At 54.8% G+C, this 12,068-nt stretch carries 15 protein-coding genes; 7 read left to right on the top strand and 8 right to left on the bottom strand.

Annotated features, from left to right (window positions below; translation table 11 throughout):
* Positions 1-52: 52 nt before the first annotated feature.
* Positions 53-352, top strand: a complete 300-nt coding sequence (locus DKB71_RS36460; RefSeq protein WP_408601470.1) for a cyclic-phosphate processing receiver domain-containing protein — start codon at positions 53-55, stop codon at positions 350-352.
* Positions 349-570 carry a hypothetical protein gene (locus tag DKB71_RS36455; RefSeq protein ID WP_408601469.1) on the top strand — a complete coding sequence of 74 codons (222 nt, stop codon included), beginning with the start codon at positions 349-351 and terminating at the stop codon, positions 568-570. Before DKB71_RS36460 ends, DKB71_RS36455 begins: the two co-directional genes overlap by 4 nt.
* A 136-nt stretch (positions 571-706) precedes the next feature.
* Here DKB71_RS36455 and DKB71_RS36450 read toward each other — a convergent pair whose 3' ends face one another.
* The 3 genes from DKB71_RS36450 to DKB71_RS36440 are packed head-to-tail and all read right to left on the bottom strand — an operon-like array spanning position 707 to position 2,204.
* A complete protein-coding gene (locus tag DKB71_RS36450) occupies positions 707-1,045 on the bottom strand; it encodes a hypothetical protein (RefSeq protein WP_408601468.1) in 339 nt (112 codons plus the stop codon).
* Positions 1,042-1,671 carry an NADAR family protein gene (locus tag DKB71_RS36445; RefSeq protein WP_408601467.1) on the bottom strand — a complete coding sequence of 210 codons (630 nt, stop codon included), beginning with the start codon at positions 1,669-1,671 and terminating at the stop codon, positions 1,042-1,044. The genes DKB71_RS36450 and DKB71_RS36445 overlap by 4 nt, the downstream gene beginning before the upstream one ends.
* Complete coding sequence (locus DKB71_RS36440) at positions 1,668-2,204, bottom strand: hypothetical protein (RefSeq protein ID WP_408601466.1); 537 nt, start codon at positions 2,202-2,204, stop codon at positions 1,668-1,670. Before DKB71_RS36440 ends, DKB71_RS36445 begins: the two co-directional genes overlap by 4 nt.
* Before the next feature lie 397 nt (positions 2,205-2,601).
* Between DKB71_RS36440 and DKB71_RS36435 the strand changes: the two genes are divergently transcribed.
* The gene (locus DKB71_RS36435) at positions 2,602-3,177 is read left to right on the top strand and encodes a hypothetical protein (RefSeq protein ID WP_408601465.1); all 576 of its coding nucleotides are present in this window, start codon (positions 2,602-2,604) and stop codon (positions 3,175-3,177) included.
* A gap of 16 nt (positions 3,178-3,193) precedes the next feature.
* Here DKB71_RS36435 and DKB71_RS36430 read toward each other — a convergent pair whose 3' ends face one another.
* The 3 genes from DKB71_RS36430 to DKB71_RS36420 are packed head-to-tail and all read right to left on the bottom strand — an operon-like array spanning position 3,194 to position 8,851.
* Positions 3,194-5,074: a prepilin-type N-terminal cleavage/methylation domain-containing protein gene (locus DKB71_RS36430; RefSeq protein ID WP_408601464.1), complete on the bottom strand. Its 1,881-nt coding sequence runs from the start codon at positions 5,072-5,074 to the stop codon at positions 3,194-3,196.
* Positions 5,075-5,087: 13 nt separating this feature from the next.
* Positions 5,088-6,947 (bottom strand): hypothetical protein, encoded by a 1,860-nt coding sequence (locus tag DKB71_RS36425; protein ID WP_408601463.1) that lies wholly within the window; start codon positions 6,945-6,947, stop codon positions 5,088-5,090.
* 20 nt (positions 6,948-6,967) lie between these two features.
* On the bottom strand, positions 6,968-8,851 hold the full coding sequence (locus DKB71_RS36420; protein WP_408601462.1) for a type II secretion system protein: 1,884 nt from the start codon (positions 8,849-8,851) through the stop codon (positions 6,968-6,970).
* A 563-nt stretch (positions 8,852-9,414) separates the two neighbouring features.
* Between DKB71_RS36420 and DKB71_RS36415 the strand changes: the two genes are divergently transcribed.
* From DKB71_RS36415 to DKB71_RS36400, 4 genes are all read left to right on the top strand, one after another.
* Positions 9,415-9,891 (top strand): hypothetical protein, encoded by a 477-nt coding sequence (locus tag DKB71_RS36415; protein WP_408601461.1) that lies wholly within the window; start codon positions 9,415-9,417, stop codon positions 9,889-9,891.
* Between the two features lie 99 nt (positions 9,892-9,990).
* Positions 9,991-10,359, top strand: a complete 369-nt coding sequence (locus DKB71_RS36410) for a hypothetical protein (RefSeq protein ID WP_408601460.1) — start codon at positions 9,991-9,993, stop codon at positions 10,357-10,359.
* A gap of 99 nt (positions 10,360-10,458) precedes the next feature.
* A complete protein-coding gene (locus DKB71_RS36405) occupies positions 10,459-10,848 on the top strand; it encodes a hypothetical protein (protein ID WP_408601459.1) in 390 nt (129 codons plus the stop codon).
* A 95-nt stretch (positions 10,849-10,943) separates the two neighbouring features.
* Positions 10,944-11,129, top strand: a complete 186-nt coding sequence (locus DKB71_RS36400) for a DUF1289 domain-containing protein (protein WP_408601457.1) — start codon at positions 10,944-10,946, stop codon at positions 11,127-11,129.
* Between the two features lie 130 nt (positions 11,130-11,259).
* Here the strand turns inward: DKB71_RS36400 and DKB71_RS36395 are convergent, their stop codons facing one another.
* Together DKB71_RS36395 and DKB71_RS36390 are read right to left on the bottom strand one after the other, a co-directional pair.
* Entirely contained in the window at positions 11,260-11,814 is a 555-nt protein-coding gene (locus tag DKB71_RS36395) for a PD-(D/E)XK nuclease family protein (RefSeq protein WP_408601456.1), read from the bottom strand.
* Positions 11,811-12,062, bottom strand: coding sequence for a CFI-box-CTERM domain-containing protein (locus DKB71_RS36390; RefSeq protein ID WP_408602309.1), 252 nt, complete (start codon positions 12,060-12,062; stop codon positions 11,811-11,813). Before DKB71_RS36390 ends, DKB71_RS36395 begins: the two co-directional genes overlap by 4 nt.
* Between the last annotated feature and the right edge of the window lie 6 nt (positions 12,063-12,068).

Here is a 12,068-nt window from a genome sequence, read left to right as displayed (position 1 = left end):
TGGTGCAAAATGCCCGGAGGGAGCAATTAGGCCCCTCTCCAGGTGTTGCAGCATGAAAGTCTACCTCGACGACGAGCGCGTCACCCCAGATGGTTGGGTGCGCATCTATTGGCCCGATGAGGCCGTTCCTCTTCTGGAAACCGGTGAAGTCGAAATCATCAGTCTTGACCATGACCTGGGCGACGATGATCGCGGTACCGGCTATGACGTCGTGCTCTGGATCGAGGAAGCCGTGGCATTGCGTGGATTCCAGCCACCACGCATCGTGGTGCACTCAGCGAATACCTCCGCCGCCCTGAAGATGCGCTCTGGGATTGAAAGCATCGAACGACTTCATAAGGAAAGAACATGAAGGACAGCAAGACGAAATGCCAAGGTGACGTTGAAGGGAAAATGGCTGAGCATCCCTGCTGTGTACCTTGGCTCGATGGCCGACCGCTGATCAACGCTATCGGCACCAACGAAACCGAGTGTCATGCGAACCTCTCATTGCTCGATCTTTCCGATGATGAGCTGCTACGTGTGGTTTTCCTGCAGGCCACAGTCAATTTTCAGGAACCGAAGTCCTGAACGGTAGGAAAACCCAGCTACGAGCTACTCAAGACTCGCCGAAGCTGTAATAGCGCAGCCATAAAAACCCCTTCTCGCGCTCAGGCTGAAGGGGTTTTTGTTTTCGGCAGTGAAATTTCCGGCCCTGGTCAACCTATCAGCTGGAGAACTCACCACTGGCAGCTGCGTCGTCGACCGATTCTCCGTGTAGCTCGTAGAAGTCCTTGTCCTTCCAGGCCGTGCAGAACTCTCGCGGCAGCCCGGTGATCGCCACCATGAACTCATCGCAGTCGGCGTCCTTGAAGATCGGCAGGCCGCCATCGTCACGCTTGATCATTTCAGGGAACTTGGCCACGTCGCCGGCAACCACCTCGGCAGGAAGGACGTCACTGACAATTCCGATGAGGCTCATGTAGCGCCAGTGCGCTTCATCAAGCGCCGTGAGCTGCTCTTCGGTAGCATCCTGAAGTACGGCCTCGAACTCGTCCCTGTTCAAAGCTCCGGCCCTCCATGGGCAGTGTCCGGCTTGAGGCCATATTTCAGCGTATCCTCGAGAACCATCTGGTCATAGTCCTCCAGCATCGCTTTAGCCTCTGCGACAATCTCAGCGTACTCCTCGGGGTATTTCTCGATGAGCCGAGCTTTGGATCGATCCAGGGATTCACCCAGCAGGTTGAGCCCCCTCCATTTCGTTGGGTCAGAAATACGGGGATCCGTGATACCCAGGCCAATCCCCCAGATCTTGTCGTTGGCGGCAGCTTCGACAAGCTTGGTACCCATGCTCCAGAACAGCACACTGCGCAGATCTTTGTTTTGATCGAATTTGTGGAAGGTGCCGTGATCCATGATGCCGTCACGGCGCTTCACCCAGACCTCTTCGACGTAGCCGGCGACCTCGCGCCCAAGCCTCTTGTGATCGCCTGGCCACTTCGCAGCAAGAATCTCAGCCGCTTTGACCTCGTCGTTGAAGATCTTGGCCTTGCAGAACATCATGAACTGCTCATTGCAGTTGAATTTGATGCCTTTGACTACAAAGTCACGCATGAACCAGTTCGACAGCTCGCAGGACTTGTCGTAGAAGAACGTGTGCTTACCGTCCGTTTTCGTGACTACTTTGCTCATGTAGGTTCTCCTTGAGCGATAAATTCCGTTCCAAGCTTCAGACCTGACTCCCAGGCTGCTTGAAGCGTTGGTGTGTTTTTGAAGAAGATCGGGCAGTCAGCATCCGGGTCGGAATAGAACGCCATCCACTGGACTTTCTGGATTACCTCTTGATGAGGCTGCACCTCATGAGCCTTGGCGAGCTTCTCGCCAGAACGACCGATTAGCCTGATCAACGCCTGGTCGGCCAAGATGGCAATGGCCTCCTTTTCGAAGTCAGCACGCAGATCGATGAGGTCGTACAGGGTGTAGGTGACGGGTGCTGGCGGTGGATCGACCTTCTTAGTTTTCCAGGGATCACCGCTGATCATGGCGTCGGTGTAGAACTTCAGCAGCGCGGCGTGCTTACCGCCCACATTTTTCGCAATCATTTCCAGCTCATCAGCATCTGCTTGGCCGGCCTTGTACGCTCTGGGGTCATCACACCAGCAGAAGTACCAATCGTGACCCTTGAGGCGCTGGTAGTACTCGGTGATTGTCGGAATTTGAGTCATTGTTTGCCTGTTCTGCCCGGTCAAATACCACGCTGGATGGCTCTGCCTAAGGTCTTTTGGGACTGCCTTCAACCATGATATGGCTTACCAACGCGGCCCAGCAACAATGCAGGAAATTTGTGTCAGCGAAAGGGCAATTTATGCCATTTGACACACGAAGAAACACGGCAATTTAGCTTCTTCGTCATGGGATGACCCCGTTAATCAGAAAAAGTTCAACAGTCGTTGCGTACGACCATCTCCGTCAGTAGAATCCGCGCCTCTTTCAGATCCAGCCAATATATTGACTATGAAATTTCGCCTTTTTGCCTTGCTCGCAGCTGCCTTGTCCGCTTTTCCAATCGAAGCTCACGCAGCAGTCGTGTCTCATATGCGCTGTGGTGTTCTGGCAGGGTACATGATCAACATTCCGTACGAATACCAAAACGTTCAGACAGAAATGGATCGGGCCAACACAATCGAGATCTGCAACTCGCAGCTCAATAGCATTACCTTCTCCGTCGATGAAAGCGGCATCAAGCCAGTGAGCACCGGCAGCTGGGAGAGGGATGATCAGAAGGCATTCAACGTCCTGGTGCAGCCTAATGATCAGAAAGCCCCGTCAACCACTGCCGAAATCATCAAAAGCCTATACGACAAATCGACCTACCAGGGCCGGGGTGGCTATCCAGCTCAAGCGCCACAAAAGGTAGATGGGATGATCTATATCAAAGGCACCCCGCTCGCCGGCGAACCATTTCGTCATGATTTCTATCTTTCGACCAACAAGAACGGACATCTGGATTACATGATTCACTGCCTGGTTGCCGGCAGCCGGAAGAATGGTCAATGCGAAATTGGTTTTAAGCCAGAGGGGCTGAATTTGAAGTTGAGGGTGGGTATCTCAGCCGAAGATATTGGCAGCTACCAGGACATCTCAGATAAGGCACTCGAGCTCGTCCAGTCGATGATCAAGGGCCGAGTGCTGGGCTAACACCCGACCCCTTCCATCAGTACATGATGTCGATGTAGACGATTCCAGCACGCCCAGGCTGAGGTGCAATGATCTGGCCGACTGTGTCGTAAGTCACGTACCACTTGTCCACTATCGTATCTCCACCAGATCCGTATCCGAACGGTGAAATCCCGCCCCTTACGGTACCGCCAGCAGTGTGATAGACCTCTGCTCCGTTGTTACCGCGCCCCTTATTAGCAGGGCCACAAGCGCCTGCCGCAGCGTATGAAGACCAAGGGCCGTCAGCTAGTGGGGTGTCAGTGGGAATCGACGGGACACCACTACCTGATACGAACCCTGGCAAACCTCCAGGCATCGCAGGGCCGGTGACGCTATCGATACCGCTCATAGCCGCCCCGCTGCCCCCAGTGCACTCCAGAATTGTTCCCATGGTCGGCGAGATCACTTTACTGGAGGTACCTGAGTAGCCAGTGTGTCCTGGGTCACCAGCCGGTGGCTGATACCAATAGTACTGACCGCCTGCGATTGTAGTGTTGGATGCTGGGTTGGTTGGCACAAAGCTGATAGCTCCCTTCCCTACTTCAACTGTTAGAGTCTCGCCAGGTACCACCGTCACTGGCTCGTTGTAAATGTACCCACCGGAGTTGCCTCCAGTCTGCTTACTGTAGCTTCTCCAACCCAGCCCAGATCCACCGCCGCCCGCCATCGAGATTTGGGCACTGGTTACGCCTGCCGGTACCGTCCAGGTAGAGTTTGAGGTAAAGGAGAACCGGTACATTTTCGGAGGGTCGGAGATCTTGCCCCATTTAAAATCCTTGCAGGACATGAGGTCATAGGTGCTGTTCGCAGCGATAGCGCCGTTTACCGGGCAAGGATTACCGGCGACAACCACCCCCTTGAAGACCGCTTCCGCATCAACCACCACCCGCCCAGCTACTTCAGCCTGGTTGATTCGTGTCTGTGCAGCCGGCGTTACGTAAAAGCTATTGTCGTCGGCGTCAATGAACCGAGTAGACAGAGCCTTGCCTGTTTTGACCGATAGGTTGCCATTCTTGACGATCAGGGCGTTGTCCGCGCTGGTGAACCCACCGTTGGACAGCACGCCGTCCCTCGCATAGATCCGGCCCAAGTGCTCGATGTCGGCGTCGACGATCACACCAGAACCGATCACGGGAACCATCACGCTGGACTTTGTTGCGCTCGAACCCAGGCGCAGCGCTTCACCAGCCAGTGCTTGAATGCGATTGACGCCCAGAACCATCCTTTCTGCCAGCGAAGGGCCGTTCATGACCAGCGCTTCGTGCATGCTGTTCTTGCCGTCAAGGCGTAGCCAAGCGTCGTCGAATGGGCGAGCCCTTGCTGTGATCGTGATCAGACCGGTGCTCGGTGCTGTGCTCACCGTAAGGGTTGTGCTCGAATAGAGCGGCTCATTGGAACCACTACCACCCGCAGCAACAGTCAGAGCCACAACACCTGACAAGTCCGATCTAGCCTTGAAGCCAGTCGAATCCCTGACTTTGAACGGCGAGGCCGTGATCGTGGCCGTCGTGCTTTGTTCAGATCCGGTGCCTGCCGACCTGATGGACGTCGAGAAACTCATTGCACCCGTATTGAGCGGCGTGGTGAGCGTCACCGTGGGGAACGAGCAAGGCAGGAACTCAACGGTCGACAAGCCACCGCAAGAGGTCGGCTTGAGCCACTGAGCGCCAACCTGATCCGTTTCCTGACCAGGATTCATCAGGATCCACTTACGCACGGCGTTGGAATATTGGAGCAATGTTTGCCCGCCAACCCTTGCGTTCTCAATCTGGAGATCTGCAGTCTTGGATTGGAAGGACAAAATCAACCCGAACGACAGCAGTGCCAGCGCAAGGGTCACCTCGATAAGTGTGAAGCCTTTATTTTTACCACGCATGTGCACTGCATCCTCAGTAAAGAACATCGATGTAGACGACACCTTTCGTGCCGTTATTCGCATTGATACACGTCCCAACCCTGTTGTGTTCCACGTAGCAACCGGAGGAGTAAACGATTCCTCCGGAGCCATAGCCCAGAGGTGTAAGTCCTCCAAGCTTGGTACCGGCAGAAACCTCGTAGATTGACTCCCCGTACTGCCCTCTTCCGTACTCACCCACACCACAGGCACCAGGGCCAGCTTCCAGCGCATTAGCCCCTGTCGCAGGTCGAGATGGAGTTGCGTAGTTGGCCGGGGCGTATTCCTTCAGAACACCCACCATCGGAACACCTGGGATGGGGCCAGGCATCATTGCACTACCTGCCATAACGGAATACCCGTTCATGACCGCCCCACTACCACCAGAGCATTCAATCAACTGGGTGTTTCGAGTGACAGAACTCACAATCGTCGATGTGCCTGGGTAGCCAGACAATCCATCGTGTGTCGCAGCATCAGGGTTGTAGTAGAGGTAATAGGGAGGGCCTGGGTCTGCCCATCCACCCGTACTCTTTGGGCCATAGCCTTCACCGCCAAGACCGATCTTGATGCGAAGCGTCTCGCCTGGGGTCAAGTTGAGTGGATGATTGAGTACAAATCCGCCTGAGTGGCCTGCGGCAGTGTAGTTCGAAGAGCGCCAGCCTAGGCCAGAGCTACCGCCACCAGCCATCGACACATAAGCACTGAGCACACCTTCTGGCACCACCCAATCCTGATCGGTATAGAACGGGTAGCGATAAATCTTTGGTGATTTACTGACCCGCGTCCATTTGTATTCCACACAGGTCAAAATCCGACCTCCCGAATCAGATGAGATCGCACCGATGGTATCGCAAGCTTGATCGAGCTGGATGCCAGGGTGAAGGGAGTTATTGACCAGCAGCCGACCATCCAAATTGATCGACTTGGTGTTACTCACCCCGTTCGGGTCGATCTTAAGACTGGTGTTGTCCACGCTTTTCAAGGACTTTGCGGCGATAGTGCCTGATTGAGCCGTCAGGTTACCGCTCAGTACGTTCACGTCGGCGCCAGCAATGATCTGATCGCGTGCCTGGAGTTTGCCGAGCACGTCGGTATTCATCCCCACCACCACACCCTCGGTGATCGATGGAAGGATGGCGCTGATCGGGCCAAGGTACATCACTTCGCCGGCGAAGCTTTCAAGGGCTGAAACACCCACAACGTTACGCAACAATTCTGATGAATTGTCGAGCACGAGGTTGTTCTTCATCTGATTGCCGCCATCCACCCTCAGCCAAGCATCGCCACCGGCCACGTTACTGGCCTCCATGGTGATCTCGCCACTTTTCGGGTCGGACGTAACCTTCCCGTCCGTTGACGTCGCATCCTTGCTATTGGCCTTTGTGCTGGCGACAACCATGGCAGCAATGCTTGAGAGATCTGATCTTGCCTTCCCGGCGAGCTTGAACGGGCTCACGATGGTAATCGCACGGGTCTCAGCCGTAATGGGCTTTGAGACCGATCTGATATGCGTGGCTACGACCATCTGTCCACGGTAGAAGGGAACGCCCGCACTCATCGATGGGAAGTCACAGGGCAGATACGCAAACGCTGAATCGCCACCACACGAGGTGCTTTTTAGCCACTCGGTACCGCTGAAGTCACCCGTAGTTCCGATATTTCGGGCCACATACGAGCGCACAGCGTTGTTGTACTGGCTCAGGTAAGTCCCCGCCATGCGGGCCTGTGCATTGTCGCTTTCCATTTTTTGGGTTTGCATCGTCATGACTGTAGCCAGGGCGACCGCTGAGGTTAGGAAAATCACCTCGAGAAGTGTGGCGCCTGACTCCTTACGCTTGAAAACTTTTTTCATGATGTCACTGCCCTCCCGAGTCAGTAGAAAACGTCGATGATGACAACGCCGTCCTTGCCGTCTTGAGGGAACTTGCAGGCAGCCTCAACGGTATTCGATACATAGCACCTGGTAACCGTCACATCACCCCCAGAGCCGTATGAGAATGGTGTTCTGCCGCCGAACAGAATCGAGCCTGTGTTAGTCCAGCTGTAGGTACCCTCGATGCCCAGACCGTAGTTGTTCGGGCCGCAGATCCCTGCACTCCAGACATTCCCATAGATAGAGTGATTTCCATAGTTTTTGGATAGAACGTAAGTCGCTGGCGCAAACGGTACGAGGCCAACCGACGAAGGGGCGCCTGCAGGCTTGCCGTTAGGCTCAGCGTATGCCCCAGCGGAGCCTGATGCGCCGGAGCATTCAACAAGGTTCACGCCCGTACCAGACAGGATCTTGCTCGAAGTTCCATTCAAACCAACAAATCCTGGATCTGCTGGGTTGCCGGCATAAATGTAATAGGGATATCCCGCGTTCGAAAGTGCGCCAGTATTGATGGGTGAATACCCCTTCCCGCCCTTACCAACAATTATCTGCAGGGTCTCACCTGGCGTCACGTTGATGTTCTCGTTGAACAAGAATCCGCCAGAGGCACCTCCCTGCGTATGACTCTCAACGCGCCAGCCGTAACCAGATCCACCACCACCAGCCAGAGTGACGAATGCACCAGTCACGTTATCCGGCACTTTCCATGTGGTGTTCGAGGTGAACACATACCGGTGCAGCAACGGGTTCTGCCCAACTTTTTTCCAGGTGCCGGCCTGGCATGACATTAAGTTGCCTTCGTTGTCAGTACCGGCCTGGCCATCTTGCAGGCAACCAGCCAACTCAACATAGGTCTGCTTGATGTGGAGGAATGAATCAGGTCGCGATGCAGCCGGGATGGCCGTGTCAGCACTTAGACGCACCAGCCCCTCAGCCGTCAGATTCTTGAGCTGGCTGACGCCTGCCGGGTTGGCCACGTAAGGGCTCGCAGCAGTAGAGGCAAAGCCTTGCTTTGTCAGCAAATCACCCTGCGGAATGCTGACGCTACCGCTCTGGATCACGACCGACGTGTTGGAGTCGATGCCGCCGTCCGCCAGCAAACGACCAAGTACTTCGGTGTCCGAGTCGACCACCAGACCAGGGCTGATCGCGTACGGAATCCCTGTTTCACGACCCAAAACCAGAGGTTGGCCAGAAGCGGCTTGGATGCTTGAAGCGCCCAGAATACGCCGCGTCAGCGGGTTCACGCCGTCGAAAGAGAGGGTTGCGTGCAAGGCGTTAGAGCCATCGAGCTTCAGCCAGATATCCGCATTGTCGGTGCGCAACGTTGTGAGAATAATGCGCGCCTGTTGCGGGTTCGAGGTGACGGTGCCGAAAGACGATCGATCAAAGGAGTTGCCCACTGCCGCAGAAATAGCAGCGATGCCGGCCAGATCCGCCCTTTCCTGGTTGTTAGCGAAATAGGAGGACGTCGTGGTAACGGCGCGAGTTTCCTTTTGCGTAGCGGTTGCCGAGGTCGAAACAACTGTGGAAAGCGTCAATCCACCGGGACGGATCGCGTCTGGGTTGGCCACGTTGGTGGCGTCGGCAGCGAAGAACGCGCAATCGATATATCCTGGCGCTGGCGCCAGGCCTCCGCAGCTGACCGACTTCAGCCACTTCGTGCCGTTGTACGTGCCGCTGGCGCCAGGGTGGTCGTTGACCCACTTCTGGACAGCTTTTCCGTAGGTGCGAAGATGGACACCCGCGTCTTTGGCGGCGTTTGACTGCAGATCTGCGGTCTGGCTCTCAAAGGTCAGGATGGAACCAACGGCCAATATTGCTACAACGAATATAAGCTCAAGTAGGGTCGCCCCTTTCTGCGATTCTTTGATCATATCCACGGTGATTGATCTCACTCTTATTATGATGACAGTGTACCGCTTATATCTGTCCTGGAGATAGCCCATAGGCAAAATATGGTTTCGTGTCGAAACCACGTTATATCCGGGTAAAATCAAGTTGGCGCCGTTAATGATTGCTGTTAATTTCTAACATTGTGACAGCCCTTCAATTCTTACAATCCGCGCCGCAGGCGTCCTCATATTGGCTTTCGAAGAAAGCCTACAATGCCTACCATCCTGTACAACCTCGCTGTTGATCTTGCTTTTTACAACGCCCTACCATGCTCTACCATGCTGTTAAACTGCCTCTAGAATCGCCCTTCCCTACCACGCTTTTATAGGTCTAAACACTGTAAATTCAGGGTTGTTTGTTAGTTTAAAAGTGATGGTTTTCGTTGTTGGTTTGCAGACAAAAATCAGCCAGCTTTTCATCACTCGTTTCTCACCGTCAGACACAATTCAAGATTAAGGCTTTTTGATATTATATTCAGCCCGACACGTTGACTCTGACTATTTGGCTGAGTACTCTGAGGCCAATTGACATCATGTCGGCAAGGACACCTATGAGTACAGATCGAGCAGCAATCCTGGAAAAAGCCATCCAAGTAGAATCCCTTCTGGCTGACCTAGGTGGTGAAGGTCGAGGTATTCACGACAAGCTCACCTGCATCGAGCATGAGTTTGAAGTGAGCATGGTCAAAAAGATTCGCCGGGTCGCCAGCATCCGGAACAAAGCAGCCCATGAAATTGACTTTGACACCGACATGGTCTCGTTCCACCGTGTTGCCGATGAGGTTATTGATTGCCTGGAATCGAAGATTGCGGCCAAACGAAGCTTTTACAGACAGCAACGTCAGAGCAGCCAGCAGCACCATAACAGTCAGCAGTCCTCCTACCAGGGCCCCAAGGCAAGCCAACAAGAGGGCAAGAAGACCGGCAAATCGTGGTCTAGCTGGGGAGAAATGGACTGGAAAGAGCGCTCAAAACTTGTTGCTGGCGGTGCCTTGGTTGTCGGTCTGCTTATTCTTGGATCGAGCTGAATTCACCCCCTCTCTTCTCTCCCGGAACTCAGTTAGAATGGTAGTAAGCCCTGATGTCGATAATGCGCAGGGCCTACCAGCTTTTCCGTGAGGTGACACATGTCCAGACAGCTTCTTAAAGCCGTTTCCCTTACAGCCATTGCGTCCCTTGCCGGTTGCTCCCAAATCGGGGCCTGGACTGCCTCTACCGACTATCAGCGTGGAACCATGCTGACTGATCAGCAGATGGGGCTTTTCAAACCTCAGGCCAGCTCTTCGAAAGATGTGTCGACAGCCTTTGGCCAGCCAGATAAGTCCACCCGGATTGGTAATCGAACCTACTGGTCTTATCGCTACGTTAGATCCCCTGTCATTCCCTTCACCGGGCGCCAGCAATACGAGCAGGTTGTGGTGTTCGAGTTTGATAAATCCGGCTTGTTACAGCGCACACGCAAGAGGGTGCTTGTCGACGAGGAGCCAGCCACATAGTTCTCTTCCTGGACAACCTGTTTGTGGCTTGTTGACATCATGTCAATTCATAGGCATCATCCGGATACATCACCAACATGTGTTTAAGGAAAGCCCCGCATGAAAAAGAATATCCTGCTGTCCGCCGCAGTCCTGTCCCTGGCAATGCTGGGCGGTTGTGCGCAAGTCGGTAGCATCACCAAGAAGCTGGACTACACCACCGGCACCCCGGTTACCGATCAGCAGATGCAAAGCTTCAAGAAAGGCAAAACCACCCAGGATCAAGTGGTAGCTGCCATCGGTTATCCGGCCAGCAAAGCTGAAGTGACCGGCAAAGAAGTCTGGAGCTATCCGTACTCCCTGATCGCCGCCCTGCCTTTCCAGCCGAACAAGCAGGAAACCACGGTGTTCGAGTGGAGCTCCAAAGGCGTGCTGCTGAACTTCTACAAAGCTGGCGGCGCTGCAGGCAAGACCGGCAACGCTCTGCTGGACGCTGCCAACGGGCAGTAACAGACCGGGTTGACCCAAGGCCAATGTCGCAAGATGTTGGCCTTTTCTTTTGCCTCCAACAAAGTGACAATTGATGCCTATTGTGGAGGATTTCTATGAGCGTTATGCGGCCAAACCGCCCAGATTCAAGCCCGTGCGTAGGGCGTTGTTCACACAACGTGGGTGACGACATTTGCAAGGGCTGTGGGCGCACGATCCCTGAGGTAAGGGATTGGAACGCGTATTCGAGCGAGCAGAAGATCGAAGTCAAGGATGAGGCCCGCAAGCGCCTTGGCAGATAAGAATTTTCCTTCCTGGCCAACCTGCGGCTTCTCGGGTCAACGAGATTGTCTAAATCCGTTAGAGATGAAGTCCAGAATACGAGCTGATTTCTGGACTTCATGAACAATCAATTTAGACTTCCTGTCCATCTCAGCCAGGCTTCTTGCAGCTGGCCCTCACAGCGCAGCCCCTGCACAGGCTTGGATGCGCTGCATACACCTCGACGATCTCACCGGCGCTTGCCGCCCGAGCGTGCTTGGCCAGGGTCTCAATATCCCGGTACAGCGCGGCACTGGTCTTGTTGACGTTGATCTCGTGCCGGGTCTCGCCGGCGATCACGTAGGCTTTAGTCACGTCATAGGTTTCACGGGCAGCGATGACGGTTGCTTTTACCTGGGCGATATCGGAGTCATACAGTCGACCGTTGACCCTGCTCTTGTACTCGACGACAGCCATGACTCCGCCATCCAGCTTCAGGACAAAATCAGGCTTGGCCACGATGCCGTAGGTGTCGCTCACGAATGACTTCGTGTGCCGGCCAGCATCTGCGTAGACCACTTCACCATCGAAGCCCAGGTGAGCCCTGAGAGCCGCTCGCCTGCGCCGACTGATCCCCGAAGCGATGACGAGAATCATCAGGCCAAAGATCAGCAGGCCGACGACCATCAGCACCTGTTCAGGGATCATGATTCCCGCAATAGTCATGAGCGCCCACCCGTCATGCGGCTAAAGCACTGCACTCCCCTCTTTGTAAGGCGCCCCAGCGCCGGCCAGCGCTTACATGCACCCACCAGCCATGGCGAGATTGCGTAATAGACGCCCACCAAGCCACGGCCCGCCCACGAAGTCATCAGCACCCGATCCCTCCAGGCTCTCAGGTCGCTCGTAACCGGGTGATCAGCACCGAAGGCGTAGGTTGCGACGTAGCAGCGCCTGTCATCGCTCCCAAGCACCTTGCT

The organism is Pseudomonas sp. PLMAX (genome assembly GCF_046042685.1).
Lineage (GTDB): Bacteria > Pseudomonadota > Gammaproteobacteria > Pseudomonadales > Pseudomonadaceae > Aquipseudomonas > Aquipseudomonas putida_AE.
Note: the sequence above shows the minus strand (reverse complement) of the source record. Positions and strands in the feature narration are given on the sequence as shown.

Excerpts from the sequence above, each read along its gene's own strand:
- DKB71_RS36410 (WP_408601460.1), top strand. The coding sequence starts at position 9,991 with ATGTCCAGACAGCTTCTTAAAGCCGTTTCCCTTACAGCCATTGCGTCC.
- DKB71_RS36435 (WP_408601465.1), top strand. The coding sequence starts at position 2,602 with ATGATCAACATTCCGTACGAATACCAAAACGTTCAGACAGAAATGGAT.
- DKB71_RS36395 (WP_408601456.1), bottom strand. The coding sequence starts at position 11,814 with ATGACTATTGCGGGAATCATGATCCCTGAACAGGTGCTGATGGTCGTC.
- DKB71_RS36415 (WP_408601461.1), top strand. The coding sequence starts at position 9,415 with ATGAGTACAGATCGAGCAGCAATCCTGGAAAAAGCCATCCAAGTAGAA.
- DKB71_RS36400 (WP_408601457.1), top strand. The coding sequence starts at position 10,944 with ATGAGCGTTATGCGGCCAAACCGCCCAGATTCAAGCCCGTGCGTAGGG.
- DKB71_RS36445 (WP_408601467.1), bottom strand. The coding sequence starts at position 1,671 with ATGAGCAAAGTAGTCACGAAAACGGACGGTAAGCACACGTTCTTCTAC.
- DKB71_RS36405 (WP_408601459.1), top strand. The coding sequence starts at position 10,459 with ATGAAAAAGAATATCCTGCTGTCCGCCGCAGTCCTGTCCCTGGCAATG.
- DKB71_RS36430 (WP_408601464.1), bottom strand. The coding sequence starts at position 5,074 with ATGCGTGGTAAAAATAAAGGCTTCACACTTATCGAGGTGACCCTTGCG.
- DKB71_RS36440 (WP_408601466.1), bottom strand. The coding sequence starts at position 2,204 with ATGACTCAAATTCCGACAATCACCGAGTACTACCAGCGCCTCAAGGGT.
- DKB71_RS36460 (WP_408601470.1), top strand. The coding sequence starts at position 53 with ATGAAAGTCTACCTCGACGACGAGCGCGTCACCCCAGATGGTTGGGTG.
- DKB71_RS36425 (WP_408601463.1), bottom strand. The coding sequence starts at position 6,947 with ATGAAAAAAGTTTTCAAGCGTAAGGAGTCAGGCGCCACACTTCTCGAG.
- DKB71_RS36455 (WP_408601469.1), top strand. The coding sequence starts at position 349 with ATGAAGGACAGCAAGACGAAATGCCAAGGTGACGTTGAAGGGAAAATG.